At 52.2% G+C, this 25,721-nt stretch carries 27 protein-coding genes, 1 other RNA gene and 1 riboswitch; of the genes, 24 read left to right on the top strand and 4 right to left on the bottom strand.

The genetic code is table 11. The features are described from left to right. Nucleotides 1-22: 22 nt before the first annotated feature. From rplJ to ACGG90_RS01810, 4 genes are all read left to right on the top strand, one after another. Entirely contained in the window at nt 23-529 is a 507-nt protein-coding gene (gene rplJ, locus ACGG90_RS01825; RefSeq protein ID WP_390405111.1) for a 50S ribosomal protein L10, read from the top strand. Nucleotides 530-576: 47 nt separating this feature from the next. Continuing rightward, the gene (rplL, locus tag ACGG90_RS01820; protein ID WP_390405109.1) at nt 577-942 is read left to right on the top strand and encodes a 50S ribosomal protein L7/L12; all 366 of its coding nucleotides are present in this window, start codon (nt 577-579) and stop codon (nt 940-942) included. 1,228 nt (nt 943-2,170) lie between these two features. Further along, nucleotides 2,171-4,777: a bifunctional lysylphosphatidylglycerol flippase/synthetase MprF gene (gene mprF / locus ACGG90_RS01815; protein WP_390405106.1), complete on the top strand. Its 2,607-nt coding sequence runs from the start codon at nt 2,171-2,173 to the stop codon at nt 4,775-4,777. 70 nt (nt 4,778-4,847) lie between these two features. Continuing rightward, entirely contained in the window at nt 4,848-5,441 is a 594-nt protein-coding gene (locus ACGG90_RS01810; RefSeq protein ID WP_390405103.1) for a class I SAM-dependent methyltransferase, read from the top strand. A 114-nt stretch (nt 5,442-5,555) separates the two neighbouring features. On the opposite strand, the gene ACGG90_RS01805 is transcribed toward ACGG90_RS01810, so the two are convergent. Continuing rightward, complete coding sequence (locus ACGG90_RS01805; protein WP_390405101.1) at nt 5,556-6,377, bottom strand: helix-turn-helix domain-containing protein; 822 nt, start codon at nt 6,375-6,377, stop codon at nt 5,556-5,558. Between the two features lie 63 nt (nt 6,378-6,440). On the opposite strand from ACGG90_RS01805, the gene tadA reads away from it, so the two are divergent. From tadA to ACGG90_RS01730, 15 genes are all read left to right on the top strand, one after another. Then, nucleotides 6,441-6,929, top strand: coding sequence for a tRNA adenosine(34) deaminase TadA (tadA, locus tag ACGG90_RS01800; RefSeq protein ID WP_390405099.1), 489 nt, complete (start codon nt 6,441-6,443; stop codon nt 6,927-6,929). 79 nt (nt 6,930-7,008) lie between these two features. Then, nucleotides 7,009-7,095, top strand: an RNA gene (gene ffs, locus ACGG90_RS01795) — signal recognition particle sRNA small type. Nucleotides 7,096-7,170: 75 nt separating this feature from the next. Continuing rightward, a complete protein-coding gene (dnaX, locus tag ACGG90_RS01790; protein WP_390405096.1) occupies nt 7,171-8,850 on the top strand; it encodes a DNA polymerase III subunit gamma/tau in 1,680 nt (559 codons plus the stop codon). A 24-nt stretch (nt 8,851-8,874) separates the two neighbouring features. Beyond that, nucleotides 8,875-9,186, top strand: coding sequence for a YbaB/EbfC family nucleoid-associated protein (locus ACGG90_RS01785; protein WP_390405429.1), 312 nt, complete (start codon nt 8,875-8,877; stop codon nt 9,184-9,186). A 19-nt stretch (nt 9,187-9,205) separates the two neighbouring features. Next, nucleotides 9,206-9,805: a recombination mediator RecR gene (gene recR / locus ACGG90_RS01780; protein WP_390405093.1), complete on the top strand. Its 600-nt coding sequence runs from the start codon at nt 9,206-9,208 to the stop codon at nt 9,803-9,805. A gap of 119 nt (nt 9,806-9,924) precedes the next feature. Continuing rightward, entirely contained in the window at nt 9,925-10,185 is a 261-nt protein-coding gene (locus ACGG90_RS01775; RefSeq protein ID WP_390405091.1) for a YaaL family protein, read from the top strand. A 93-nt stretch (nt 10,186-10,278) separates the two neighbouring features. Next, nucleotides 10,279-10,926 carry a dTMP kinase gene (gene tmk, locus ACGG90_RS01770; RefSeq protein ID WP_390405088.1) on the top strand — a complete coding sequence of 216 codons (648 nt, stop codon included), beginning with the start codon at nt 10,279-10,281 and terminating at the stop codon, nt 10,924-10,926. A 25-nt stretch (nt 10,927-10,951) separates the two neighbouring features. Then, nucleotides 10,952-11,281, top strand: a complete 330-nt coding sequence (locus ACGG90_RS01765; protein WP_390405085.1) for a cyclic-di-AMP receptor — start codon at nt 10,952-10,954, stop codon at nt 11,279-11,281. Next, on the top strand, nt 11,281-12,255 hold the full coding sequence (gene holB, locus ACGG90_RS01760) for a DNA polymerase III subunit delta' (protein ID WP_390405082.1): 975 nt from the start codon (nt 11,281-11,283) through the stop codon (nt 12,253-12,255). Before ACGG90_RS01765 ends, holB begins: the two co-directional genes overlap by 1 nt. 283 nt (nt 12,256-12,538) lie before the next feature. Next, nucleotides 12,539-13,696 (top strand): MFS transporter, encoded by a 1,158-nt coding sequence (locus ACGG90_RS01755; RefSeq protein WP_390405079.1) that lies wholly within the window; start codon nt 12,539-12,541, stop codon nt 13,694-13,696. Nucleotides 13,697-13,741: 45 nt separating this feature from the next. Continuing rightward, nucleotides 13,742-14,080 carry a DNA replication initiation control protein YabA gene (locus tag ACGG90_RS01750; protein ID WP_390405077.1) on the top strand — a complete coding sequence of 113 codons (339 nt, stop codon included), beginning with the start codon at nt 13,742-13,744 and terminating at the stop codon, nt 14,078-14,080. Next, entirely contained in the window at nt 14,080-14,943 is an 864-nt protein-coding gene (gene rsmI, locus ACGG90_RS01745; protein WP_390405074.1) for a 16S rRNA (cytidine(1402)-2'-O)-methyltransferase, read from the top strand. The genes ACGG90_RS01750 and rsmI overlap by 1 nt, the downstream gene beginning before the upstream one ends. Next, complete coding sequence (locus tag ACGG90_RS01740; RefSeq protein ID WP_390405071.1) at nt 14,940-15,665, top strand: acyl-[acyl-carrier-protein] thioesterase; 726 nt, start codon at nt 14,940-14,942, stop codon at nt 15,663-15,665. Before rsmI ends, ACGG90_RS01740 begins: the two co-directional genes overlap by 4 nt. Before the next feature lie 63 nt (nt 15,666-15,728). After that, nucleotides 15,729-16,466, top strand: a complete 738-nt coding sequence (locus tag ACGG90_RS01735) for a sulfite exporter TauE/SafE family protein (protein ID WP_390405068.1) — start codon at nt 15,729-15,731, stop codon at nt 16,464-16,466. Between the two features lie 45 nt (nt 16,467-16,511). Further along, nucleotides 16,512-17,576, top strand: coding sequence for an endonuclease/exonuclease/phosphatase family protein (locus tag ACGG90_RS01730; RefSeq protein WP_390405065.1), 1,065 nt, complete (start codon nt 16,512-16,514; stop codon nt 17,574-17,576). A gap of 57 nt (nt 17,577-17,633) precedes the next feature. On the opposite strand, the gene ACGG90_RS01725 is transcribed toward ACGG90_RS01730, so the two are convergent. Beyond that, the gene (locus tag ACGG90_RS01725; protein WP_390405063.1) at nt 17,634-18,281 is read right to left on the bottom strand and encodes an endonuclease III domain-containing protein; all 648 of its coding nucleotides are present in this window, start codon (nt 18,279-18,281) and stop codon (nt 17,634-17,636) included. Further along, nucleotides 18,259-19,230 carry an asparaginase gene (locus ACGG90_RS01720; protein WP_390405060.1) on the bottom strand — a complete coding sequence of 324 codons (972 nt, stop codon included), beginning with the start codon at nt 19,228-19,230 and terminating at the stop codon, nt 18,259-18,261. The genes ACGG90_RS01725 and ACGG90_RS01720 overlap by 23 nt, the downstream gene beginning before the upstream one ends. Nucleotides 19,231-19,642: 412 nt before the next feature. Then, a riboswitch (THF riboswitch) is annotated at nt 19,643-19,735 on the top strand. A 52-nt stretch (nt 19,736-19,787) separates the two neighbouring features. Between ACGG90_RS01720 and ACGG90_RS01715 the strand changes: the two genes are divergently transcribed. The 5 genes from ACGG90_RS01715 to ACGG90_RS01695 all read left to right on the top strand — a co-directional run bounded on the left by ACGG90_RS01715 (nt 19,788) and on the right by ACGG90_RS01695 (nt 23,541). Continuing rightward, nucleotides 19,788-20,306, top strand: a complete 519-nt coding sequence (locus ACGG90_RS01715; RefSeq protein WP_390405059.1) for a folate family ECF transporter S component — start codon at nt 19,788-19,790, stop codon at nt 20,304-20,306. Nucleotides 20,307-20,395: 89 nt separating this feature from the next. Next, nucleotides 20,396-21,118 (top strand): tRNA (adenosine(37)-N6)-threonylcarbamoyltransferase complex dimerization subunit type 1 TsaB, encoded by a 723-nt coding sequence (gene tsaB, locus ACGG90_RS01710; RefSeq protein ID WP_390405056.1) that lies wholly within the window; start codon nt 20,396-20,398, stop codon nt 21,116-21,118. Continuing rightward, a complete protein-coding gene (gene rimI / locus ACGG90_RS01705) occupies nt 21,102-21,641 on the top strand; it encodes a ribosomal protein S18-alanine N-acetyltransferase (protein WP_390405053.1) in 540 nt (179 codons plus the stop codon). The genes tsaB and rimI overlap by 17 nt, the downstream gene beginning before the upstream one ends. A gap of 66 nt (nt 21,642-21,707) precedes the next feature. Beyond that, on the top strand, nt 21,708-22,727 hold the full coding sequence (gene tsaD / locus ACGG90_RS01700) for a tRNA (adenosine(37)-N6)-threonylcarbamoyltransferase complex transferase subunit TsaD (RefSeq protein ID WP_390405051.1): 1,020 nt from the start codon (nt 21,708-21,710) through the stop codon (nt 22,725-22,727). After that, nucleotides 22,717-23,541, top strand: coding sequence for an HAD family hydrolase (locus ACGG90_RS01695; protein WP_390405048.1), 825 nt, complete (start codon nt 22,717-22,719; stop codon nt 23,539-23,541). Before tsaD ends, ACGG90_RS01695 begins: the two co-directional genes overlap by 11 nt. Nucleotides 23,542-23,646: 105 nt before the next feature. On the opposite strand, the gene ACGG90_RS01690 is transcribed toward ACGG90_RS01695, so the two are convergent. After that, nucleotides 23,647-25,599, bottom strand: a complete 1,953-nt coding sequence (locus tag ACGG90_RS01690; RefSeq protein WP_390405045.1) for an ABC-F family ATP-binding cassette domain-containing protein — start codon at nt 25,597-25,599, stop codon at nt 23,647-23,649. Nucleotides 25,600-25,721: the final 122 nt, after the last annotated feature.

The raw sequence follows: 25,721 nt of genomic DNA, 5'->3' as shown, positions 1-25,721 counted from the left end.
CAAACTGTAGGAGGTGAATCAAATGAGTGAAGCAATTATCGCACAAAAGGCTGCAGCTGTTGACAAGATCGTCAAGCAGTTTGAAGCCGCAACCAGCGCTGTTGTTGTGAACTACCGTGGCTTAACTGTTGATGAGGTGACCGCACTTCGTAAAGAATTGCGTGACGCCGGCGTCAAGATGGAAGTTCTCAAGAACACTTACCTGCGTCGTGCTGCAGATATCTCCGGCTATGAAGGCTTGGACGATATTTTCAAAGGCCCTACTGCAATTGCATTTTCTAACGAAGATGCTGTTGCCGCAGCCCGCATCATGGCCAAGTTCGCTGACCAATACGACGCCCTTGAAATCAAGGGCGGCTTCATCGAAGGCAAAGTCGCAACTCTGGATCAAATCTTGGAACTTGCCAAGTTACCAGACCGCGATGGGATGCTTTCCATGTTGCTTTCCGTATTACAAGCTCCTGTCCGCAACGTCGCATACGCCGTCAAGGCCGTTGCCGAAGCAAAGGACGAAGAACCAGCAGCATAATTCAAGCAGCCTAGCTGCATAAAACCCATAAATTGGAGGAAACAATCATGGCTTTAGATACACAAGCAATCATCGACCAGATCAAAGAAGCTTCCATCCTTGAACTGAACGAATTAGTTAAGGCAATCGAAGAAGAATTTGGCGTTACTGCAGCTGCTCCTGTAGCAGCTGCTGCAGCCGGCGCAGATGCCGCTGCTACCAAGGATTCCTACACCGTTGAATTGACCGAAGTTGGCCAAGAAAAGGTTAAGGTTATCAAGGAAGTCCGTACCATCACTGGTTTGGGCTTGAAGGATGCTAAGGGTCTTGTTGACGGTGCACCTGCATCCGTCAAAGAAGACGTTACTGAAGACGAAGCTAACAAGATCAAGGAACAACTTGAAGCCGTTGGCGCAACTGTTACTCTTAAGTAATTTTTGCACTTCAGCAATCCAAAGCGCCGCCGCACGATTCCCATCAGGGAGCCGCGCGGCGGCGTTTTTGATACCCACAGCGGAGCAAAGTGCATTTAGCGGGTCAATTAGCCTAGCCCTCGTGCTTGCGGCGTACTTTGCCGCGAGTGCGGGGGCGTAGCTAATTGCACCTGCGTTGCTTTGCGCAGCTCGACGAAGGCCACAGTGTAAAAAGCATGGAACTGGTAAAGCCCGGACAGGGATTGCTTCGGTGCGCGGGGCAAGCGGCGGCGCAGGCTGTGCGGCCGGTTCCAACCGCGCTGAAGAGCGCGCGTTTTCCACCTAACTTTTGAGCTTTGCGCTCGCCTGCGGCTCGCCTTGCAAATCTCAAAAGTTGCCGCGTGTGATGTCGGGTGAGCCTCGCAAAGTACGCGAGTCTTACCTGACATCACACGTTTCACGGCCTGACCGCCGCTTGCCCCGCGCACCTACGCAATCCCTGTCCTCCAATAGTCGAATCAGCTAACAATTGGCACGAGCGACCAGTCATGTGTGGACTATGGTTACTCATTGGATTCGGTTTTTGAAGTAATGCCAATGAGCAAAGCTGATTTTCATCGAACAGGGTACATCTTGGTGAGCAGTGGTGTGAGCAGTGCAGCGATATTCAGGCAGTTGATTCGGGAGTTAAGAAACGTTCAGGTACGATTTGTGACGTTGGCCACTTCCGTAGGGGTATTTTGCTGATCATTCAAGATTGTATTCGAGCTTGAGTTTTTCGATCGCTGACTGAGCCTCACTTGCTGCTGTATTTTCCAAAGTTGATTTTAGTAATTACGTCTGCAACATTGCGACTTGATTGCTCAATTTGTCGCTAACTTGAACACCGGAGGACAGGGGTTGCGAAGTGGCGTGGGGCAAGCGGCGGTCAGGCCGTGAAACGATTTGTACAGTGAGACAAGCGGGCTGTGCTTGGCTTGCTGTACAAATCGCGGCAAGCATTTAGACGCGCAAGTGAGCAAAGCGAGCGCACGGCTAAATGCTTAGGCGTAAAACACGCGCTTTTTGCGTGGTTGAAGCCGGCCGCACCGCCTGCGCCGCCGTTTGCCCCGCGCCGCGCAGCAGCCCCTGTCCGGCTCTGCCAACCACTGCCCCGCAGCAGTCCTTGTCCTGACTTACAGCAACATAACAATATTGTTACTCGAATGACGTGGCATAGGCGGCTATAATGGAAAGTCGGAGGTGTCTCGTGAAAAAGTTTGTGACTAAGCTTCTAGCTGCCATACAGAAGCATCTTAACCTATTGAAGGCACTATTCATGCTGTCGGTGATCGTGTTTGTGATCATCGAAATTGGGCGCATTGGCCGTGACCTGTCTGGCGCAGCCATGCGCCAAAGCCTAGCGACTCAAAGCCCGCAAACGCTGCTATTAATGGCAGTGTTGGGGCTGGTCGCAGTATTGCCGATGATGAATTATGATTTTACCATTACCAAGCTGCTGCCTGGCCGCTTCAAACCCTTATACATCTTGCGCTCTGGGTGGATCGTGAACACGTTTACCAATATTGCGGGGTTCGGCGGCTTCTTAGGCGCGAGTTTGCGGGCGAACTTCTATCACAAAGGTGCCAGTCGCAAGCAGATCTTGTTTGCGATTTCTAAGATCGCGCTGTTTTTATTAGCGGGCTTGTCATTGTGGTCGATGATTGCGTTGGTGTTGATGTTTGGCTTTGGCATCGGTCATATGGTGACTGATTATTGGATTTGGCTGATCGGGGCAGCAGCGTATTTTCCGGTGTTGATGCTGATCACGCATTTTACCCAAGCAGAATTCTTTTCGGATCTGCCGCTGCGCCGGCGGGTGAGCTTGGCTTGCGGGTCGTTTCTGGAATGGGGCGGCTGCAGCGGTTTCTTCTTGCTGATCGGGGTGCTGATGCATGCGACGCAAAAGCCGCTTGCGGTGTTGCCGATGTTTCTGATTGCCAATGTCTTTGGGGTGCTATCGATGGTGCCTGGGGGCTTGGGATCATTTGATGTGTTCATGATCTTTGGCTTGGCGCAACTTGGTGTCGACAACAACATTGCGGTGGTGTGGCTGCTGTTTTATCGGCTGTTTTATTATGTGATCCCGTTTCTGATCGGGGCCTTGTTGTTTGCCCAAGATGCCGGGCGCAAGCTGAATGCCAAATTGGAAGGTTTGCCAAGCGTGCTGTTGGGACGCTTGGCGCATGCTGGGTTGACCTTGTTCTTGTATTTCACGGCGTTCATGTTGTTGATGCGCGGGGTGATCCCGGATCTGGCGTTGCGCAATGCCTTGTACTTGCGCTTTTATCCATACACGTTCTTGTTTTTGAGTCGCGTGACCAATATCATGATGGCGTTTGTGATCTTCGGGTTCGCGCGCGGCATTGCCAATCGGGTGCGCCGGGCGTATTGGCCGACGATCGTGATCTTGGTACTTGGCGGGCTGGCATCTTGGCGGCAAGAAGCCGGTATTAAGTTAGGCGTGTTTGTGTGCGTGTTGATCATCACGGCGTTGTGGGCGCGCAAGGCGTTGACGCGCAGCAGTATGGTGATGTCTTGGGGTAATAAGCTGATCGATGCCGTCATTTTCTGCGCCACGGCGGTATTTTATGCTTTGGCGTTGTTTTATAACGCCCCGGCGATCCATCATCGCCATCCGGTACCGGAGATCTTTCTTTTTCCCAGCGAGCGAATGTGGATGACGACCCTGGCTGGGGTGGTGGTCGCGGCCATTACTTTGGCAGTGATCTATCGCTACTTATGTGCACCAGGGGCGCCTTTTGGCATCCCCACGCAAGATGCCAAAAGACGCATTGCGGCGCTGATTGATCGCTTCGGCGGCACGGCCACTTCCCACTTGGCATTTGTTGGAGACAAAATGGTCCGCTTCTATCAAGTCGACGGTGAAGATCGCGTGGCCTTCTTGTATAAAGCTGCTGCTGACAAGCTGATGATCTTAGGCGTGCCGATCGGGCCGCAAGCAGACTGGCAAGCGGCGATTGCTGACTTCATGGCGGCTGCTGAAGCGCAGAATCGCTCGTTGGTGTTCTATGAGGTACCGGCAGATTTGACAATGCAGCTGCACGAATATGGTTTTGATTTCATGAAGTTCGGCGAATCTGCCCATGTGACCTTGGCTGATTTCACCTTGGCTGGCAGTCGGCGCAAAGGTGAGCGAGCCTTGGTCCATAAGCTGGAACGCGCCGGGTATACGTTTGCCGTCTTAAAGCCGCCGTTTGATGCAACAACGCTAGCTGCATTGCATGCCGTGTCAGACCAGTGGTTGGCAGGCCGTGCTGAAGAAGGCTTCTCGTTGGGTTATTACGATGAAGCGTACTTGCAGCAGGCACCGATCGCAGTGATCCAAGCTGCTGATGCGCAAATCGTGGCCTTTGCCAGTTTAATGCCAATGGCTGCAGGCGTTGGTAGTGTGGACTTGATGCGCTTTGGCGATGCGGCGCCTAATGGCAGCATGGATCTGCTGTTTATCAACTTGTTCCAATATGCCAAAGATGCCGGCGATACGGTGTTTGACCTGGGCATGGCGCCATTAAGCAACGTTGGCTTATCGCCGCATGCTTTTGTAGAAGAACGCCTGGCCCACTTGGTGTATCGCTACGGTTATCGCTTCTACGGGTTCGCTGGGTTGCGCTCATATAAGGCCAAGTATACCGATGAGTGGATCCCGCAATACATCGCTTATCGCAAGCGCAACAGCTTGTTGTTTACCATGCTGCAATTGTTGTTATTGGTCAATCGCAAGCAGCCGCAAAGCCGAGTGTGGGAGCCGCGCCGCTTTCGGCTGGTGGCCAAACTTGATGAGTGGTTCAACTGATCAGGATGCTAGCCGTTGGCGAATAAACGTAGTATGCTTAAAGTAATCTCACACAGAAATAGGAGAACGTATGAATCAATATTTTACCAATGACCCAGAGCTGGCCCATGATGAACACAGCTTCGATTTCACGTTGGCTGGTCATGATCTGCATTTTACCAGCGATAATGGTGTCTTCTCCAAGCACACTGTTGATTATGGCAGCCGCGTATTGATTTCAGTGGTTGCAACCGCGCCGCTTGAAGGCAAGTTATTAGATCTTGGCTGCGGTTGGGGGCCGATTGGCTTAAGCTTGGCCAAAGCCAATCCTGATCTGCAAGTTGTGTTGTCAGATGTCAACGAGCGCGCCATGGCTTTGGCCAAGCGCAACGCAGCGGCCAATGGCATTCACAACGTTAAGATCGTGGCGTCTTCAGTGTATGACAATATCGAAGGGACTTTTGACACGATCGTGACCAACCCGCCGGTGCGTGCTGGCAAGCCGATCGTTTCAGCGATGCTTGAAGGGGCGTATGATCACCTTAATGCTGGCGGCAAGCTGGTGGTCGTGTTGCAGAAGAAACAAGGGGCACCATCGGCCAAGAAACTGATGGCGCAACGTTTTGGCAATGCGACGGTAGTTAAGAAAGACAAAGGCTACTACATCTTAGAAGCCGTACGTTAAGCAGTCTGGTTCAGGGCTCTTTTGGCCAGAACAAATACCGCATCCAGCGTCAAGCGCCGGATGCGGTATTTGTTTCACGTGAAACATCAAGTTCGCCATAGGGAATACGCCGAACTATTGGCCTTGGATCAACAAATTGCACAACACCAAGTCATCCATGCGGCGCAAGGAGAAACCGGTAGCTTGCTGGAACTTGTCCAAGCGATATTGCAAGGTGTTGCGGTGGATGTATAAGGCTTTGGCTGTGGCGGTGAGATTGCCGAGATGTTCGTACAAACTGGTGATCACCGGCCGCATTTCAGGATCTTGATCAACAGTGGCGCGCAAAGCAGCAAGCAGCCGCGAATCGTTGCGGGCCGTTTGGGTGTAATAGCCTAACGCTGCTTGCGGGAGATTGGCGCAACGCGCATCGGTGTAGGCGGCCAAGCGCTGTTCTTCGGCAAAAAGCGTCGGCAGCGCCGTGGTCACCGGCCAGAATTGGCCAAGATAGCCATGTGTTTGGGTGTCGAAGTCCGGATCCAAGGTATCTAAGATGCTTAACAATCCGTCGCAGTCGACTGGCGCAGTGGATTCCGGCTCAACGACTACGGCATGCGTCGGCGTGAGCCAAAAGCCGGTATCATCACCGCCGAACAAACTAAGCAGCGCGTCCAGCCACATCTTGGCTTCTGCTGGGGGATTCGCCGTTGTGAATTGAACTAAGCGTACCACCCCGCTATTAGGGATCGGCCCGGTACCCGCCAGAAAATGCGCCCAAGGATTGCGCGACGTGGGTTGCGGCGCCAAGGCCGCTAACAATGCAGATTCGCGCGGCGTTAAATCGCCGTCGGCAACGGCCATGCGCACCCCATCGACCATCAACTCCCGGCTATGCGCAGGAAATGGCGGGTTATGATACACTTGAAAGTATTGTTCCAATACGGACTGAATCGACATAAGCAAGACTCCTTTGTGGTAAATCGCTTACATTCAGTGTAACACGTCAAATAGGAGGATGACATGCAGGATTTCATGATTGCCGCACTTCAAGAAGCCAAAGACGCTAAGCGCATCGGCGAAGTTCCGATCGGCGCCGTGGTGGTGCATGATGGTCAAATCGTTGGCCGCGGCCACAATTTGCGCGAACACAGCCAAGACAGCACGTTACACGCTGAAATCTTGGCGATTCAAGAAGCGTGTATGACGCTAGGTACTTGGCGTTTGGAAGATTGTGATTTATACGTGACGCTTGAACCGTGTCCAATGTGTGCCGGTGCGATGATCAACAGCCGCATTCGCACATGCTATTTTGGCGCGTTCGATCCTAAAGCCGGCGTGGCTGGGTCGTTAGGCAATTTGTTGACTGATACCCGCTTCAACCACCAAGTGCAAGTGGTTTCCGGCGTTCACGAACAAGCAGCCGCGGCGTTATTGCAAGACTTCTTTCGGGCGATCCGCGCCAAGCGCAAGGCTGCCAAGCGCGCCAAGCAACAAACAAAGAAACAATAATGATGTGTGGGCTAGGAACAGTGGCTGCTTGTGACTAGCCAAATTCAGCGGCCTATGGTATGATAATTGTTGCCGAAAGGCCTTGAGGCAATGGCTGCTTTTCGAATCGTGTCAGGTCCGGAAGGAAGCAGCACTAAGGATCGTTAGCCATGTGCCTTAAGTTTTTGAGATAATTAACAGGTCACCTGTCGGGTGGCCTTTTCTAATGTGTTAAAATTAATCTACAGAAAGGGTGAATCAGGTGAGCTATCAAGCATTGTATCGGGTCTGGCGACCGCAGACATTCGCTGATGTGATCGGCCAAACCGCTGTCACACAAACGCTTAAGAACGCGTTGATGACTGGGCAAACCAGCCATGCCTATCTTTTCTGCGGCCCGCGTGGGACAGGGAAGACGTCTGTGGCGAAGATCTTGGCCAAAGCGCTGAATTGTCGACATTTGCAAGACGGTGAACCGGATAACACCTGCGATTTGTGCCAAGCGATCACGGAAGGTTCATTGACTGATGTGATCGAAATCGATGCCGCGTCGAATAACGGCGTTGACGAGATCCGCGATATCCGCGACAAGGCTAAATACGCCCCGACGTTGGCGCGGGTCAAAGTCTACATTATTGATGAAGTGCATATGTTGTCAACTGGGGCTTTCAATGCATTGTTGAAGACTCTTGAAGAACCGCCAGCCCATGTGGTGTTCATCTTGGCAACAACGGAGCCGCAGAAGATCCCGGCAACGATCATCAGCCGCACCCAGCGGTTTGATTTTCGCCGGATCACACCGCAAGATATCGTCGGCCGCTTAAAGACGGTGTTAGACGACAAGCAGATCACCTACGATGAGCATGCGTTGGCGGTCATTGCCCGCGCAGCAGAAGGTGGAATGCGCGATGCGTTATCGATTCTGGATCAAGTGTTGTCATTTGGCCAGAATCATGTCACCGTCGAGAATGCCTTAGACGTCACCGGCGGGGTGGCAACCGCGCAACTGGGCGAATATCTGGCGGCGATCCAAGCGCGTGATATCCCCAAGGCGTTGACAACAGTTGAGGCTTTGTTGACGTCTGGCAAAGATGCCGGCAGGTTAATTGAAGACTTGATCGCCTATCTGCGAGATTTGATGGTTTACCAACAAGCCCCGAACTTGTTGGATGCTACTGAAGCAGATCTGATCGACGCGCACTTCAAGCCGTTGGCACAACAACTGGTTGCGCAGTGGCTGGCCAAGGCGATTGCGGTATTAAATGATACCGCAGCGCAATTGCGCTTGACCAACCATCCGGCGATTTACCTGGAAGTGGCCACGGTGCGCTTAGGCGAACTGGACCAAGCGGCACCAAAACAAGCGGCGCCGGTGGAAACGCAAGAAGTGGCTGCGTTAAAGCAGCAGCTGGCGGCTTTACAAGAAACAGTCAAACAATTGGCGCAAAATGGCGTGGCAAAGCCCAGCAAGCCAGCTGCTAAGGTGCGGCGCAAGCAGAAAGCCACAGTCAATTTAGCCAAGCTTTATCCGATCTTAGGCGCTGCAACCCGCGCGGATCTGGATGCGATCAAAGATATTTGGCCGGATCTGTTGAATATGCTGTCGGTGACCAAGCGAGCAATGATGAAGATCTCAGAGCCAGTGGCAGCCAGCCCAGATGGGGTGATCGTCAGCTTCGACTATGATATCCTGGTGGAGCGGGCTGAAAACGACGACGCTTTAATGGCTGAGTTGAAGAACGGCTTGCAGCGCTTGATCAACAAACAACCGCAGATCGTGCTGGTGCAGTCCGCCGCTTGGCCGCAGCTGCGTAAGGATTACCTTGCGCAAAACGGCGCGCCGCATCCTAAAGCCAAGACGCCGCCAGCCCAAGCGCCGGTGGTCAAAGCCATCACTGATATGTTCGGTGAAGAACCAAATATTACCGTTAAAGATGATTAGACAAAGAGAGGAATTGATATTATGATGCGTGGCGGAATGGGTAACATGCAAGGTATGATGAAACAGATGCAGAAGATGCAAAAACAAATGGTGGCTGATCAAGACGAACTTAATGCCACTGAGTTCTCGGCGACTTCCGCTTCTGACATGGTCAAAGTTGTTTTCACTGGCGATAAGAAGCTCAAAGACATTCAAATCAAGCCGGAAGCCATCGACCCGGATGATCCTGACATGTTGCAGGATCTGGTGATCGAAGCCGTTAACGCGGCGATGGCAGATATCGATAAAACCACGCAACAGAAGATGGGTAAGTATTCGCGCGGTTTAGGCATCTAACTGAATAGGTAGGGGAAACATGCAATATCCAGCACCAATCGAGAAGTTGATCGACAGCTATATGAAACTGCCTGGGATCGGTGGCAAAACCGCCACACGGTTGGCATTTTATACCATCGATATGGCCCAAGAAGATGTTAAAGGCTTCGCTGACAGCCTGATGGCAGCCAAGACCCAGCTGCATTACTGCACAATTTGCGGCAATATCACCGATACGGATCCTTGTGAGATCTGCAGCGACCACACCCGCGATCAAGGCACCATCTTAGTGGTGGAACAGCCTAAAGATGTGATGTCGATCGATCGCACCAACGAATATCATGGCTTGTATCATGTCTTGCACGGGGTATTGTCGCCGATCGAAGGCCGCGGTCCTGAAGACTTGAATATCGAAAGTCTGATCAAGCGCTTGAAAGCTAACGATGATGTGCATGAAGTGATCGTTGCGACCAACGCCACACCAGAAGGCGAAGCAACGGCGCAGTATCTGGCGCGTTTGATCAAGCCGGCGCAAATCAAAGTCACCCGCTTGGCCCATGGCTTGGCGGTGGGCTCGGATATCGAATATGCTGATGAAATGACCTTGCTCAAGGCCGTAGAAGGCCGAACGGAAATTTGACCCAGCGTGCGCGGTCAGGCAAAGCTGGCTTCAACTTTAGCCAACTAATCGATAGCTGCGTTATTTTTGCGTCACTTGACGATACCAGCAACCTGTGTTGAAGAAAGAAGAGATCTGGCATGTTCTTTACCAAGAAGCCCCAACTAAAAACTGAAGCGGATCGCGAGCTGATGACAACAGTGTATCGCGTGCGGGATAATATGGCACGAGAACGGGCGCTGTTGGCTACTTTTCGCGAAGTCGATGCCTTATCACGCTCACAGCTGCAGCTGCAAGAGGGCTTGTTTGATTTCTTGTATCGAGAAGCTCGAGTTCGCCAGGTGTCTGGTAAATTAGTCCAAGAGATGGCAGCTGAACAGTTGCAACAAGCAAATCTATAACAGATGTGCGCGGGATGAGAATTTTTGACCCCGCGCTTTTTATTTGGCAGGATTTCCAGTAGAATTAACATGACAGACGAAAGAAGGCTAACCGTGACAGGCACATTTATCACATTCGAAGGACCCGATGGCGCAGGCAAGACCAGCGTACTTAAAGCGCTGATGCCCAAGATCACTCAGGCGGTGACTACGCCTGTCGTGTTGACGCGTGAACCAGGCGGCGCGCGGCTGTCTGAGGCGATCCGTACGATGATCCTTGACCCGCAAAATACCGAGATGGATCCGCGTACCGAAGCGTTGTTGTACGCTGCCAGCCGCCGACAGCACCTGGTTGAGAAGGTGTTGCCGGCGTTGGCAGAAGGACAGTTGGTAATATGTGATCGGTTTGTCGATTCGTCTGTTGCTTATCAAGGGGCCGGGCGCAGGATCGGTGAAGAGGCCGTGTGGCAATTAAATCAGTTTGCCACGGCTGGCCTTGAACCGAGCTTGACGGTTTATTTGGATGTTCCATCTGAAGTTGGCTTAGCGCGTATCCGTCAGAATCGCCAAGCCACGCAATATGATCGCTTGGATCAAGAACAGCTCGATTTTCACCAGCGGGTTCGAGCGGCGTACTTGCGCTTGGCTCACAACGCCCCGCAGCGGATCGTGACCGTTGATGCGACTGCTGACATGGCAGTCGTGGTCCAGCAGTGTTTAGCCGTGTTACAAGCGCATCTACAAGGCATCTGGCGAAGTTGATCGCCAGGAAACGGAGGAGTTAGTTATGAAATTGATCATGGCCATTGTGCAAGACAAAGACAGCAACTTGTTGAGCAGTGAATTCATTGATAATAACGTCCGTGCCACCAAGTTGTCGACGACTGGGGGCTTCTTGAAGTCCGGCAACACCACCTTCATCATCGGGATCGAAGATGAGCGTGTCGACGATGTCTTACAGATCATCAAAGACACCGCACAAACCCGTGAGCAATTCATGACGCCGCCGGTTAATCTTGATGCCACTTCTGATTCGGCCATGGCCTATCCAATCGAAGTGCAAGTCGGCGGCGCGACAGTGTTCGTCTTGCCTGTCGAAGCGTTCCACCACTTCTGATGCTGGCAATTGAACAACTTCAGCCCAGCTTAGTCAAACAATTTACCACGATCATCCAAGCCAACCAGCTCAGCCAAGCTTATGTTTTCAACGGTGCAGCAGGTGTTGGTAAGGTGGCGTTAGCCGAGTGGATCGCCATGCGTTTGTTTTGTTTGAATGTGCAAGCTGGCCGTCCCTGTGGTGAATGCGCTGAGTGTCAGCGAATCATTTCGCACAACCATCCCGATGTGGTTGAATTGCGTACCGATGCGCGCAGCTTGAAAGTTGATGACGTGCGCGCGTTGAAAAGTGAACTGACCAAGTCTGGTATGGAAGGCCAACAGCGCGTATTCATCATTGAAGAAGCTGAGAAAATGACGCCGGGAGCGGCTAATTCACTGCTGAAGTTCTATGAAGAACCGGTGGCTGGGGCCACGATCATTCTGACGACCACCGCGAAGAACCAACTGTTGCCAACGATTTTGTCGCGCGCACAGATCATTAACTTCTTACCGCCATCGCGCACGCAATTGGAGCAGCAGCTCACCGCCAAAGGGGTGATCCCGGCGACTGCTGCTTTGGTGGCCAGTTTAACCGCTGACTTGACGCAAGCTCAGGCGTTGGCTGATGATGCCGATTTTGCTGCGCGTGTTGCTGCGGTGTTAAAGCTTGCCGGACAGTTGGCCAACCGCGACAGCATGGCGTTTGTTTCGGTGCAAGCCGAGTTGATGCCGCACGCCAAAAGCCTGCCGGAACAAACCCAGATGCTGGCGTTGTTGGGGCTGGTTTATGAAGATGCCATGAATCGCCATTATCAAGTGGACCAAAGCCAAGCGTTTCTTGGCGCACCAGTAGTGGACCAGCTGGCTGGATTTTCGGCTAAAGCTTTGGTGACCAGCTTAACCGCAATTTTACAAGCGCAGGTCCAGCTGCGCCAGAATGTGACGTTTCAATCCGATTGCGAACAATTGATGCTTAAACTATTAGCCGTGTGAAGTCGCCACGGCTATTTATATACCAAAGCGAAGCAAAGCGCATTTAGCGATGTGTGTAAGATGGCCTGAGCGAATGGCGGGCTTTGCCATAAGCTCAAGCCAGCTTACACGCAATCGCGTTGCTTTGCGCAGCTGGACGAAATACCAAAGCGAAGCAAAGCGTATTTAGCGATGTGTGTAAGATGGATTCGTGCAATCTAGCAAGGCATGAAATATCTGATGCAGAATAGCCGATTTTGCAAACGATTTCTGCTATAATTAGCCATATTCTTTGGAGGATATTATGGCAAGTTTGTTAATGGCATTGGTGTTTCTTGCATTCGTGAGTTTGGGGCTGCCGGATTCGTTGTTAGGTGCAGGGTGGCCGGTGATGCATGTCGCATTGCAAGTACCTAGTGGCTGGGCGGGAACGATTTCGATGCTGATTGCCGGCAGCACGATTGTTTCCAGTCTTGCTTCTGATCGCTTGACTAGGCGCTTAGGTGTGGGCATGGTGACGGCAGGCAGCGTGATGCTGACGGCCTTGGCGTTATGGGGATTCTCATTGGCGCCGAATTTCTTGACGTTGTGCGTGATCGCGGTGCCTTATGGGTTAGGCGCCGGGTCGGTGGATGCGGCGCTGAATAACTTCGCTGCGGTACATTATTCGTCGCGGGCAATGAATTGGCTGCATTGTTGTTGGGGTATCGGCGCGGCGATCAGTCCGTTCATCATGGGCAATGCCTTAGCCAATCAAATGTCTTGGCGCGGCGGCTATCGCACGGTGGCAATGGTGCAATTGGGGTTGGCATTGGTATTGTTGGCGAGTTTGCCGCTTTGGCCAAAGCGGCAAGTCAAGGCCCAAGCCGCGCGTGAGCATGCCGCGTCGCTTGTTCAAGTCGTGGCGCTGCCTGGCGTGAAGATGGTGATGCTGGCGTTTGGGATGTATTGCGGCTTAGAGTCTTTGACCGGTTTGTGGGCTGCTTCTTATTTGCATGCTGCACGCGGCGTGGCGCCGGTGCAAGCGGCGATGTTTGCGTCGTTGTTTTATTTGGGAATCACGGCAGGACGCTTGCTGGCAGGCTTTTTTGCGGATGCTTTAGGCGATCATCGCTTGGTATTAGGCGGCGGGGTCGTGGTTGGCATTGGGCTGTTGGCAATGCTGCTGCCACTTTCGAATATATTTGCTTTGGTGGGGTTAGTGATAGTGGGGATCGGTTGCGCGCCGATTTATCCGGCGATCATCCACGCCACGCCGATGAATTTTGCCCCGGAGTACTCCCAAGCGATCATTGGGGTGCAAATGGCTGCGGCATATACCGGTTCGACTTTCGTGCCGCCGATTTTTGGCGGGATCGGGCAATTAGGCCTGTTGCCTTGGGTGATGGGCGGCTTGTGGGCGGCGCTATTGGCAAGTTATTGGCGCATGCATCAACAGGTCGTCGCTTGCGGCCGAGGATAATTATCGGTACACTGAAAGTATCAATACGGCAAGAAGGGAAGACACATGGAGAAAAAAGAACTCTATGACGGTTTCGTAGCACTTGAACAAGAAACTCAAGCGATGCTCACCAAGATCGCGGCGTTGAAGACGCAAATGGCGACGATCGTGGAAACCAATGCGGAACTTGAAATCGAGAATCGCCACCTGCGCGAGCATCTGCAGGAGCTGCAAACCAGCGCTGATCATAAATCCAGTGGTGCGGTGGAATTGTCCAAGTCTAAGCTGAACTTGGAGAACCTTTATGAAGAAGGGTTCCATGTGTGCTCGTATATGTACGGCCAGCGGCGGATCGACAATGAACCGTGTGCCTTTTGTTTGGACATTATTTACGGGGAGCATTAATGCAAAATCAACATAGTTTCGACCATCATCAAAGCGGCACCTTATATCTGGTGCCGACACCGATCGGCAATCTTGACGACATGACCATTCGGGCCGTGAAAACACTGCAGGAAGTCGACTTGATCGCCGCAGAAGACACGCGCAACACCCAGAAGCTGCTGAACCACTTTGAAATTGCCACCAAGCAGATTTCGTTTCACGAACATAATACCCAACAACGCATCCCGGAGCTGATTGCTAAACTCCGGGATGGTTTGAGTATTGCCCAAGTATCTGACGCTGGGATGCCTTCGATTTCTGATCCCGGCAAAGAACTGGTACAAGCGGCGATCCAAGCCGACTTGCCGGTTGTGCCGCTGCCAGGTGCCAATGCTGGGCTGACTGCGTTGATTGCCTCGGGGTTGGCGCCGCAGCCGTTCATGTTCTACGGCTTCTTGCCGCGCAAAGCCAGCGTGCAGCGCGCCGAATTGGCGAAGCTGGCGCTTGAAGAACAAACGATCTTGTTTTATGAGTCACCATATCGCTTGGCCAAGACCTTAACGGCCATGCAAGAGGCGTTTGGCGATCGCCAAGCGGTGTTGGCTCGGGAGCTGACCAAGCTGCACGAGGAATTCATCCGAGGCAGCTTAAGCGAATTAACAGCCTGGGCAATCGAATCTGCGCGCGGTGAATTTGTGGTGATGGTGCAAGGGGCCACGCCTCAAGCGCCTCAACCTAGCGATTTGCCGCTGGCACAACAAGTACAAGCGCGTATCGATCAAGGGGCCAAGCCTAACGCAGCGATCAAGGCGGTAGCCAAAGCCAATGGTGCGGTGCGCCAAGATGTCTATAACGCCTATCACGGATTGGAGGACGATGCATGATCTATGAAGAGCCCTACACGCTGCCTTATTACCTCACGACACAGAAGCAAACAGTCAATTTGGCGACATTGGTGAACATGTTATTGATGGGTTCCGAACATCAACTGGACCAATTAGGTGCTGGCGTTGACGCTTTGTTGGCCCATGGCTTAGGCTGGGTGATCACGCAATATGAAATCAAAATCAACGCGATGCCGCCAGTTGAAACGCCTTTAGTATTGGGGACGCAAGCCACTACCTATAACAAGCTGATGACTTATCGCGACTATTGGGTCGCCGATCTTGCTGGCCACAAGCTGGCGACGATGCGCGGTGCTTGGGTGATGATGGATCTGGATTCTCGCAAATTAGTGCCGATCTTGCCTGAATTTCCAGAAAAAGTCGGTGCGGTGTCAGATACTTTAGTGCAGCGGTTTTCGCGCTTGCCCAAGCTTGAACGCATCGATGTTGATGTGCCATATCGCGTGCGGTATTTTGATATTGATGGCAATCGGCACGTGAATAATGTGCATTATTTTGAATGGATGGAAGACAGCTTAGGTTATGATTTCTTGAGCCAACATGATATCGACTCGGTGCAGATCAAATATGCGCGCGAAGTCACTTATGGTTCAACGCCGCATGCCCAAGCGCAAATCGAAGGCATTACGACCCATCATCAAATCGTTTCTGATGGGGTGGTCAATGCCGAAGCAACTTTTGTCTGGCATCAGCGCGACTAAATCGGCTGATCAAGGTGGTGTAACGATCGAATAGACAATGGGTATTGGGGGCGGGGACAGATCTTGAGTTGGGTTTGGGTGATGTTGCTGGCGGCGGTGATCGCCAGTTTGGAACAAGGTGTGACCGGGTTTGGTTCGGGGATCATGTTGATGATCATCTTGCCGCATTTATTGCCGATTGGGCAAAGCGCTGGGGTGGCGACGTTGACGATGATCGTGGCAGAAGTAGCGCTGACTTGGCGTTATCGCCACGCCCTTAAGCCGCGGCGTTTGGTGGTGCCATTCATTGTGTATTCGGTGGTGGCCACTTGGTCAGTGCATTTGGGCCAAGTCTTGCCGATGCAGATCCTGCGGGTGTTGTTAGGCTGCTTATTGATCGGTTTGGCGATTTATTTTCTGTTACGCAAAAGCACCAATACGCAAGTGATTCCGTTGGCAGTGGCGGTCCTGTTCTGGATGGTGTCAGGTTTCTTCAATGGCTTATTTGGGATTGGCGGGCCGCTGATGGCGTTATATTTTCTGACACTGGCTCAAACCAAAGAAGAATATCTGGTCAGCATCCAAGCGTTCTTCTTGATCGACACGTGTTATGTGTCGCTGGTGCGCTTTGCCACCGGTGTGATCGGCGTGGCGCAGCTGCCGCTGGTAGCAGTGGGGATCGTCGGCACCTTGATCGGTACGGCTATCGCCAATCGCATCGTGGTGCATCTCAACGTTGCGGCGATCACCAAGGTCGTGTATGGGTTCATCGGCATCAGCGGCATGTATTATCTGCTAACGGCATTATCCACAAGGGGATAACTTTGGATGGGGTTATCCCCTGTGGATAAAAAAGGAGCTCAGGTTATGCGCAAATGGCAGCAAGGGCTTAGCGTTGGTGCAACACTTGTGATCGGCGGTTATTTGGCCTATTTGGCTTTGAGTTATCGGCGCTTGCCTGCGCAGCTGCCGCTGCCTGTCAGCGGCCATGCGGCCCGAGACGTCCTGCACCTTGGTCAGGTGTATACGGCACTGACGTATAATATTGGTTATGGCAGTTATCCACCGTCATACAGTTTCTTTATGTCTGGAGGTAAATATTCGCGCGCTTATAGTGCCGATGCGGTGCGCCGCAGTCTTAATGGGGTGGTGCAAACGGTGCGTCAGTTGGCGCCGGATTTTGCGTTATATCAAGAAGTCGATGTCGCTAGCGACCGCGCACATCACGTGAATGAATTGACGCTGTTAGATGCTGGGTTCACGCAGTATGCGCGGGTGTTTGGCCAGAACTATGACTCAGCGTATTTGTTTTATCCCTTCACCAAGCCAATCGGCAAGGCGCGCTCAGGGCTGGTGACACAAGCGCAAAGTGCCTTGGTGCAAGCGTGGCGTTATGCACTGCCTGTGGACAAAGACTTCAATAAGTTCATGGATCTCGACCGCGCCTTCACGGCCAGTTATACCCCTGTGGACAACGGGCGATATCTTGTGTTGGTCAATGTCCATTTATCGGCATTCACGCCGAATCGCACGGTGCATGACGCACAATTGGCTGCTTTGTTTGACTTCATTGCTCAGGAATATCAACAAGGCAATTATGTCTTAGTCGGCGGCGATTATAATCATCGCGTGTTGAAAAACGCGCCGCAAGTTTTCCACACGGATGAAACACCGCGCACTTGGACGCATGTGCTGCCCATTGAGCGCTTGGCACCAGGGTTTTATCAGCCCACGCGCGGCTTAGCCGAAGCGGCGGTTGCGTCTGTTCGGGCGCTTGATCGGGCTTATGCGCCGCAAAGCAGTTTTGTGACCTTGATCGATGGGTTTATCTGCTCACCTAATATCTTGACCAACAGCGTGCAAGTCGTTGACACAGGTTTTGCTTATTCCGATCATAATCCCGTGTTACTGCGCTTCACGTTAACCAAATAAGCGGCTTGCTTCGTCGATCCTCAACGCAGGATTTGATGAAGCGAGCCGCTTATTTGATTACAGCCGTAATTGCATGTTGGCCAAGCTGCTTTGGGTGAAGTCAGCAGCGGTTTTGACCTGCTTGCCGAAGTTATCGATCAAACCATGCAGCTCTTGAGCATCATGCAATGGCCAGTTATCCACAACTGTGGTGCGGGATTTGAGTTGGGCATAGGTCAAAGCCGGTTGGCCCAACCATGCAAACAAGCGCCGCGAATAATGATCAGCAATAAACGTTGGCTGAGCAAACACGTAAAGCCGCATGGCGTCGGCAGTTTCCGGGCCAATACCAGGCAAGGCCAGCAAGGTGCGGCGTAAATCAACGCGTTGGCCAAGAGCAGCCAAGTCCCATTGTTGTGCGGCCAACCAGGTGAATAACGTATGGATCGCTTGGCTTTTATGCACATAGAAACCGCTGGGGCGAATCAAGGCTTGCAGCTTATCCACAGGCAGTGCCGCAAGCGCTTCTGGGTCAAAATGCGTTGCTTGACGCAAACTGCTCAAGGACTTGGCGACATTTTGCCAGTTGGTGTTTTGCACCAAGATGGCGCCAACTAAGATCTCATATGGTGAATCTGCCGGCCACCAGCCGCTTGGGCCGAGTGTTGTGGCCAAGTGCTGGTAAAGCTTGGCCAGCGATAATTCATGAAATGGCGTTGTCGACATAATGGGCCAGCGCCTCTTTTCTTAACCCGGCGCTGAGGCCAACAATCAACTTGATGCGTGCTTTCTGCCCGTTGAGGCCTTGGCAGAAGATCACGCCTAGTTTGGCCAGTTGAGCACCGCCGCCTGGGTAATCGTAAAACCCTTCAGCCACGCCGTTAAAGCAGCGTGACACCAACACGACTGGGACGTGGCGGGCCAACAAGCGCTGCAATGCTGGTAAAGTCGCCGGCGGCAAATTCCCGGCACCTAGCGCTTCGATAACCAAGCCGTTGGTCGCATCAGGCAGCGCGTCAAATAAGGTACCATCCATGCCAGCGTATGCTTTCAACAAGAATACATTGGCCACTGTGTGATCGATCGGTGCGGCAACTTGATGGATCAATTCTTGAAAGAAGCGGACGCCATGTTTGGTGATCAAGCCGATCGGACCAAAAGTCGGGGTCCGAAACGTCGCAACATTGGTGGTGTGAGTTTTGGTGACAAAGCGCGCCGTATGGATCTCGTCATTCATCACCACCAAGCAGCCTTTGTTGCGGGCTTGCGGACTGGCGGCGACTTGCAATGCCGAAGCATAATTATAGCTGCCATCGGCGCCGACTTCATTACTAGAGCGCATCGCCCCAGTGACCACAACGGGGATGGTGTTTTCTAACGTGAGGTCTAGGAAATACGCGGTTTCTTCCAAGGTGTCTGTGCCATGCGTGACCACCACGCCGTCGATGCCACAAGCGGTGGCTTGGCGAATGCGTAACGCCAGCTGCAGCATGTGCTGCGGAGTCATGTGCGGTGATGGCAAGTTGAACGCTTCTTCAGCAGTGACATGAATATCGGCGCTAAGCGGTGTATCCACCATCAGCAACGGATTGGCGGCGTTTGGCGAAACAGCGCCGGCTTGGTCTTGGCTCATGGCGATGGTGCCGCCGGTATGTAAGACAAGGATGTTAGGCATGATCTTCCTCCGTGACGAAAAAAAACACTTCGATTGAAGTGTTATTTAAGGGAAATCCCCGTTGCCGGAGATAGATAAAGTTTGGTTACTGCTAATCAGTATACAAGCGGCAGGTTAGAACGCGTTTTGGCTGCTATGGTGATAGCGGAAAAGTTTCGTGTGAGAGTCCTCATGCGGCTCTCAGCAAACGATAAATTAGTTAATAGACCCATGTGAGTGAGCAGCTGGTAAACGTTGAACAAATAGGAAATTACGTTGATTACAGCATTAGTAAGTTTATCACGTCAAGGCGATTATTCGTGATCAGCGGTGATAGGCAGCACCTATAGCTGATGATAGTGAGCAACTAACGAACAATTTAGCTATTGCAATTATCATCGTTTGGGTTATGATGGTTCTCGTACCATAAATTTCAGGAGTAGGCTCTGCCGCGTTAAGTGCCAGTGGAACGGAATGTGAACACTGGACGAAAGCTTTGCTGCGGTGGCAGATCCGCATTCGCCGATAACGCGCTTTGGCGCACAATTTGGCGTCTCCGACCAAAGGGGATTGTCGTTATGCAAGTTTTATCGTTTTCTTCAGCCAAGTTCACCACCAAAACTGTGGTGAGTCTGGGATTGTTCATGGCGCTTGAGCTGGTGCTGAGCCGCTTCTCGATCAGCAACAGTTTCTTGCGCATCGGGCCGGCTTTCATCGCCACGGTGATGATGGCATATTACTTAGGCCCGTGGGTCGCGGCGATCGGGGCTGGATTGTGTGATCAGCTCAATGTCTTGGTGTTTATGCCGGGACTGGATTTCCCAGGCTTTACCGTGACCGCAGTGGTTGCGGCGATCATCTACGGGATCTTCTTTTATCAACAGCCGGTGCGTTTCTGGCGGGTGCTGGTGGCCACAGTCTTAGTGGTCGCCATCTGTGACACCTTCTTGAACACCATGTGGCTGGACATGATGGGGATGCCGTGGCAAGGAATCATCATCCCGCGCATCTTGAAGAATTTGGTCATGTTAGTCATTGAAGTCGGTGTGTCTTACGCCGTTTTGAAGGCTGTCAGCAAGGCCAAACCACAACTTTAAGCCAAACGAAGGCGACGCGAGTAGCGTGGCCTTTTTAATATGGGCAAAAAGCGGTAAAATAGGCCAATAATAACCTTTGGAGGCAACGCATGTATTTATTGGCAATGGACACGTCGAATCAAACCATGAGTGTTGCAGTGATGCAAGACGCAACGCTGCTGGCAGAAACGACGATCAATCACAAAAAAACGCACAGTGAACAGCTGTTGCCGACCATTCAGAACCTCTTGAGCGCCAGTGCGTTGACGCCTGAACAGCTGGACCGCATCGTGGTGGCAGACGGGCCTGGTTCTTATACTGGCATCCGCATTGCTGTGACCACAGGCAAGACATTGGCTGATACCCTAAACAAGCAGCTGGTTGGGATCTCAAGTCTCGCGGTGTTAGCAGCAGGCGTCACCAACACAACAGCCTTGATCGTCCCTTTGATGGATGCGCGGCGGCAGAATGTGTTTGCAGGCATTTACCAGTGGGATCATGGCGAGTTGATCAATGTGGTGCAAGACGCGCATGTGTCGTTGGGATTGCTGCTGGAGCGGATCAATGTGTTGCAGCAGCCGGCGGTGTTTGTTGGCGTCGACGCAGCGAAGTTCAACGAAACCATCGTGGCCAAACTTGGCGATCGCGGCCAATTGGCGGATGCGTTGACTGCTTATCCTAATGCTGCACGGTTGGCGATGCTTGGGCGCAAGGCGCAACCAGTGTCCGTTTCCGACTTCGTACCTCGCTATTTGCGCGTGACGGAGGCCGAGCGCACCTGGCTTAAAACGCACTCGGATGAAGGACATGAGCCATATGTTGAGAAAGTTTAGAGATTGGATCGAGAATAACCCACCGGAGCCGCTGCTTTTTGCCCAAAGCGAGGTGGTGATCAACCGGCGCAGCTACACGCTGCGCAAAATGACCAATGCTGACATCGACGCGGCCTTGGCGATCGAACGGGCGGTGTATAATGATACCCCTTGGGACCGCGTGGCTTTCTTGTCAGAGTTGCGTAAGCGCCAGCACAGCTTGTATCTAGTGTTGACCCTGCCGGATGACGGCTTGGTGGTGGCATTTATTGGCTGCTGGTTCTCCAGAAATGAGGCCCATGTGACCAACATTGCAGTGGATCCCAACTTGCAACATCAAGGCATCGGCCGCTTCTTGATGAAGATGATCATCGCCAAGGCTTTGGATTATGGCTCATTGCAGTTGACACTGGAAGTGCGAACCGATAATGCCGTTGCCCAAGCGCTGTATCATTCCCTGGGCTTTAAAGACGGCCGGATCAAGAAAGGCTATTACGTGGCCAATCACGACGATGCCATGGACATGTGGCTGGAGTTAAATTAACCCCAAAGATTTGCCCCGAGCACGAACGCGGCCCCTGCGTTGTATACATGAATAAGGAGAAATACATTGAGTCAACCAGAACTGATTCTTGCCTTTGAAAGCAGCTGTGACGAAACAAGTGTTGCAGTGATCAAAGACGGCGAGACCATTTTATCCAACATCATTGCTACTCAAATCAATTCCCACAAGCGCTTTGGCGGGGTGGTACCAGAAGTAGCCAGCCGGCATCACGTTGAGCAGATCACCGAAGTTATTGATTTGGCCTTACAAGAAGCCCACGTGACTTATCAAGACCTCACTGCCGTGGCAGTGACATACGGCCCAGGTTTGGTGGGGTCGCTTTTGATCGGTGTCACTGCGGCTAAGACGGTGGCGTTTGCCCATCATTTGCCCTTGATCCCGGTCAATCACATCGCCGGTCACATTTATGCGGCGCGCTTGGTTAAGCCGCTGGTATACCCGTTGTTGGCGTTGGTCGTGTCTGGCGGACACACTGAGCTGGTGTATATGAAAGCGGCCGGTGAGTTTTCAATCATTGGCGACACGCGTGATGATGCTGCTGGGGAAGCTTATGACAAAATCGGCCGTGTGCTGAAAATCAATTATCCTGCAGGCAAAGAAGTGGATCGGCTGGCACACCTTGGCCAGGATACGTTTAATTTTCCTCGGGCGATGATCGATTCAGAAGACTTGGACTTCAGCTTTTCTGGGCTGAAATCAGCGTTTATCAACACGGTACATCACGCCGATCAAATCGGTGAAACCTTAGACCGCAAAGATCTTGCGGCAAGTTTTCAAGCGGCGGTGGTTGATGTCTTGGTGGCCAAGACTCAGCGTGCCTTGGTGCAACACCCGGTCAAGCAGCTTGTCGTGGCCGGCGGTGTTGCAGCCAATCAAGGATTGCGCGAAGCCATGACCAAGGTGCTGGCACCGACAGATATCGAGTTGATCGTGCCGCCGCTGCGTTTGTGTGGCGATAACGCCGCAATGATCGGGGCTGCAGCGCATGTGGCTTTCGCCCAGCACAAGCTTGCCGATTTGTCTTTAAGCGCCGATCCTGGTTTGAACTTTGCCTATGCCGAATAAGTATGTCGCTGTTGCTACCGATTTAGACAGTACCTTCATGCATCACGGCATGACCATCCCAGCCAGGAATATCGTGGCCGTACAGCGCGCCACTGCCGCAGGGCTGCACTTTGTGGTTGCCTCTGGCCGCCAGCAGCCTGCGATTGCCAAGGTGATGCATAAAGTAGGGGTCAATGGTGCCAAAGTCTGCTTGAATGGGGCCTATGTCGTTGACGAGGCAGCGCATGTGCTGGTCGCTTCAGCAATCGATCCGCAAATGATTGTTGAGCTGTTTGCACTGGCCAGCGCGGCTGGTGCCAATATGATGTGCTATCAGCAACGCGGAGTGGTGCGCTATGATGTGACCAACTCGCTGCTGTGGCACGCTTTATTTCTGGGGCATGACCGGCGCAATCGCTTGTTCAAGCATGAATCAAGGCTGCGGCACTTGCTGGCAACACGCATGATTTATAAAGTCGGCTTTAATCACCCGGATCATGCGGTGTTGGTTGGGATTCAACAGCAGCTCGCCAAGCGAGAAGCGCTGACCATGGTGTGGGCTTCGGCGAATTTCTTAGAGATCACCAATGCCGGCATCACCAAGCTGACCGGCTTGGCGGCTTTGGCAAGGCAATGGCACACAGATGTCAGCCGCTTCATTGCATTTGGTGATTATGAGAATGATTTGGCAATGCTTGAAGGTGTCGGCTTTGGCGTGGCTATGTCTAATGCCATTCCAGCAGTTAAAGCAGTCGCTAAGCAGGTGGTTGATAATCACGACCATCAAGGCGTGGGCCGTGCTTTAGAGCGGCTGCTTGAGACATCACGTGAATGACACGATCACAACAAACAGCATCGCACACAGCATCTTTTTGCTGCGGCGATGCTGTTTGTTGTGCTGAGAAAAAATCCTTCGTGCAGGTATGCGCGAAGGACCCGTTTACAATGATGCGTCAAATTCTTCAAGCTTCATAGCCGCTTCTTCCCAGGCGTCTTCAGCCGCTTGGTTTTGCTGATTAAGGTCATCAAGTTGGCTTTGCAAAGCTTGCATCTTCACGTAATCGCTCAAGACTTCTGGTGCGGCCATTTGTTCTTGAACCGCAGTGACTTGTTGCGCCAAGTCTTCCATGGTTTCTTCAAGCTTAGCGACTTCGCGTTGCAGCTTGCGTTGGGCGCGCTGTTGGTCTTTGGATTGTTGATAGTCTACGGCAGCGGTGGTTGGCACATCTTCGGTTGGGGCAGCTGCAGCGGCTTGGGCCTCTTGTTCAGCCCGCTTTTCGGCGAGCTTTTCTTGGTAGTAATCCCAGTTGCCTAAGAACAAGGTACCGCCTGCTGGCTCGATTTCAACGATACTGGTCGCCAATTCGTTGATGAAATACCGATCATGGCTGACAAACAGCACCGTCCCAGCAAAGTCTGCCAAGGCTTCTTCCAAGACTTCTTTGGAGTTGATGTCCAAGTGGTTGGTTGGTTCATCCAGCACCAAGAAGTTATCATGCTTCAACGACAACTTGGTCAGCTCCAAGCGCGCCTTTTGACCGCCGGATAAATCAGCGACGGTTTTGGTGATGTCATTGGCATCAAATAAGAACGCAGCCAATGCTGAACGAACGGCTTGTTCCGGCATGGTCGGATGATCATCCCAGATCTCATCTAGCACGGTTTTGTTCCAATGCAGTTGGTGTTGATCTTGATCGTAGTAACCTGTAGTGACGTTGGTCCCAAAGCGCGCTTCACCTTTCAAGAAGGGGATCTGGCCTAACACCGACTTCAAAAGGGTGGACTTGCCGACGCCGTTTGGGCCGATGATGGCGATGCGGTCGCCTTTGTTGACTTCAAAATTAATCGGACCAGCCATTGGTTCAGCTGGATCATAGCCAACTGTGGCATCTTGTACATGCAAAACTTCATTGCCGCTGGTGGTTTCTGGGGTGAAGCGGAAGTGGACAGTTTTCTCACGGCCTTGAGGGCGATCTAAAACGTCCATTTTCTCCAATTGCTTGCGCCGCGCTTGGGCTTGTTTGGTTGAGCTGGCCCGCACAATGTTCTTGTCGACGAAATCTTGCAGCTTGTGGATCTCTTCTTGCTGTTTCTCGTAAGCTTTCCAAGCCAGTGCTTGATTTTCGGCTTTTTGCTTTAAGTAGCCGGAGTAGTTGGTTTTGTAGTGAATGGCTTTGCTTGGGGTCAGTTCGTAAAGTTCAGTGACCACGTGATCCAAGAAATATTGGTCATGACTGACGGTGAGAATGGCGCCATCGTATGTTTTGAGGTAGCCTTCAAGCCAAGATAAGGTATCGATGTCCAGATGGTTAGTTGGTTCATCTAAGATGATCAAGTCGTGATGTTCCAACAAGAGCTTCGCCAACGCCAAGCGCGAGCGCTCGCCGCCAGATAAGGTACCAATTGGCTTGTCATAAGTGGTGTCATCGAATTTGAAGCCGTGTAAGACAGAGCGGATCTCAGCTTGGTAGCCGTAGCCATTCTGAGCTTGGAAATCGTGTTGGATCTGGTCGTATTGGGCCAAGACTTGTTGATAGTGCTCTGGATCGGCGGCGGTTTTAGGGTCGGCAATCTGAGCTTCTAAGGCGTGCATACGCTGCTCCATCGCAATCAGGCCGTCAAAAATCGTCAACATTTCGGCAAAAATCGTGCGACTTGAGTCCAGTCCAGAATCCTGGGCGAGATAGCCGATCGACACGTTCTTGCTGATGGTGACTTGACCATGATCCGGTGGGTTGAGGCCCGCGAGGATCTCGAGCAGCGTCGTTTTGCCGATCCCGTTGGGTCCAACGAGCCCGACTCGAGCGCCGGTTTGCACTTCGAGGTTGATCCCCGTGAACAAGTCATTACCGGAGAAGGTCCGGCTGACTTGTTGTGCCTGCATAATAATCACGCGTATCGCTTCCTTTGGTTAGATTCGTAATAATAATATAACACATTTGGCATTGCTGTTTCTTTTGGGCTTATGTGAATTTTTTTGTACAAGGGTAACCGATTTACTTGCGTTTGCGTGCC

Origin of the sequence: Lacticaseibacillus jixiensis (genome assembly GCF_042847315.1) — a bacterium.
In the GTDB taxonomy this organism is placed as follows: Bacteria; Bacillota; Bacilli; order Lactobacillales; family Lactobacillaceae; genus Lacticaseibacillus; species Lacticaseibacillus jixiensis.
The sequence above is the reverse complement of the archived record's forward strand: the minus strand, read 5'-3'. Positions and strand labels throughout refer to the sequence as shown.

Excerpts from the sequence above, each read along its gene's own strand:
- ACGG90_RS01785 (WP_390405429.1), top strand. The coding sequence starts at position 8,875 with ATGCGTGGCGGAATGGGTAACATGCAAGGTATGATGAAACAGATGCAG.
- ACGG90_RS01725 (WP_390405063.1), bottom strand. The coding sequence starts at position 18,281 with ATGTCGACAACGCCATTTCATGAATTATCGCTGGCCAAGCTTTACCAG.
- rimI (WP_390405053.1), top strand. The coding sequence starts at position 21,102 with ATGTTGAGAAAGTTTAGAGATTGGATCGAGAATAACCCACCGGAGCCG.
- ACGG90_RS01730 (WP_390405065.1), top strand. The coding sequence starts at position 16,512 with ATGCGCAAATGGCAGCAAGGGCTTAGCGTTGGTGCAACACTTGTGATC.
- ACGG90_RS01775 (WP_390405091.1), top strand. The coding sequence starts at position 9,925 with ATGTTCTTTACCAAGAAGCCCCAACTAAAAACTGAAGCGGATCGCGAG.
- rsmI (WP_390405074.1), top strand. The coding sequence starts at position 14,080 with ATGCAAAATCAACATAGTTTCGACCATCATCAAAGCGGCACCTTATAT.
- ACGG90_RS01740 (WP_390405071.1), top strand. The coding sequence starts at position 14,940 with ATGATCTATGAAGAGCCCTACACGCTGCCTTATTACCTCACGACACAG.
- ACGG90_RS01765 (WP_390405085.1), top strand. The coding sequence starts at position 10,952 with ATGAAATTGATCATGGCCATTGTGCAAGACAAAGACAGCAACTTGTTG.
- rplL (WP_390405109.1), top strand. The coding sequence starts at position 577 with ATGGCTTTAGATACACAAGCAATCATCGACCAGATCAAAGAAGCTTCC.
- holB (WP_390405082.1), top strand. The coding sequence starts at position 11,281 with ATGCTGGCAATTGAACAACTTCAGCCCAGCTTAGTCAAACAATTTACC.
- ACGG90_RS01755 (WP_390405079.1), top strand. The coding sequence starts at position 12,539 with ATGGCAAGTTTGTTAATGGCATTGGTGTTTCTTGCATTCGTGAGTTTG.
- ACGG90_RS01715 (WP_390405059.1), top strand. The coding sequence starts at position 19,788 with ATGCAAGTTTTATCGTTTTCTTCAGCCAAGTTCACCACCAAAACTGTG.
- rplJ (WP_390405111.1), top strand. The coding sequence starts at position 23 with ATGAGTGAAGCAATTATCGCACAAAAGGCTGCAGCTGTTGACAAGATC.
- ACGG90_RS01750 (WP_390405077.1), top strand. The coding sequence starts at position 13,742 with ATGGAGAAAAAAGAACTCTATGACGGTTTCGTAGCACTTGAACAAGAA.
- tsaB (WP_390405056.1), top strand. The coding sequence starts at position 20,396 with ATGTATTTATTGGCAATGGACACGTCGAATCAAACCATGAGTGTTGCA.
- ACGG90_RS01695 (WP_390405048.1), top strand. The coding sequence starts at position 22,717 with ATGCCGAATAAGTATGTCGCTGTTGCTACCGATTTAGACAGTACCTTC.
- ACGG90_RS01805 (WP_390405101.1), bottom strand. The coding sequence starts at position 6,377 with ATGTCGATTCAGTCCGTATTGGAACAATACTTTCAAGTGTATCATAAC.
- tadA (WP_390405099.1), top strand. The coding sequence starts at position 6,441 with ATGCAGGATTTCATGATTGCCGCACTTCAAGAAGCCAAAGACGCTAAG.
- ACGG90_RS01720 (WP_390405060.1), bottom strand. The coding sequence starts at position 19,230 with ATGCCTAACATCCTTGTCTTACATACCGGCGGCACCATCGCCATGAGC.
- ACGG90_RS01810 (WP_390405103.1), top strand. The coding sequence starts at position 4,848 with ATGAATCAATATTTTACCAATGACCCAGAGCTGGCCCATGATGAACAC.
- recR (WP_390405093.1), top strand. The coding sequence starts at position 9,206 with ATGCAATATCCAGCACCAATCGAGAAGTTGATCGACAGCTATATGAAA.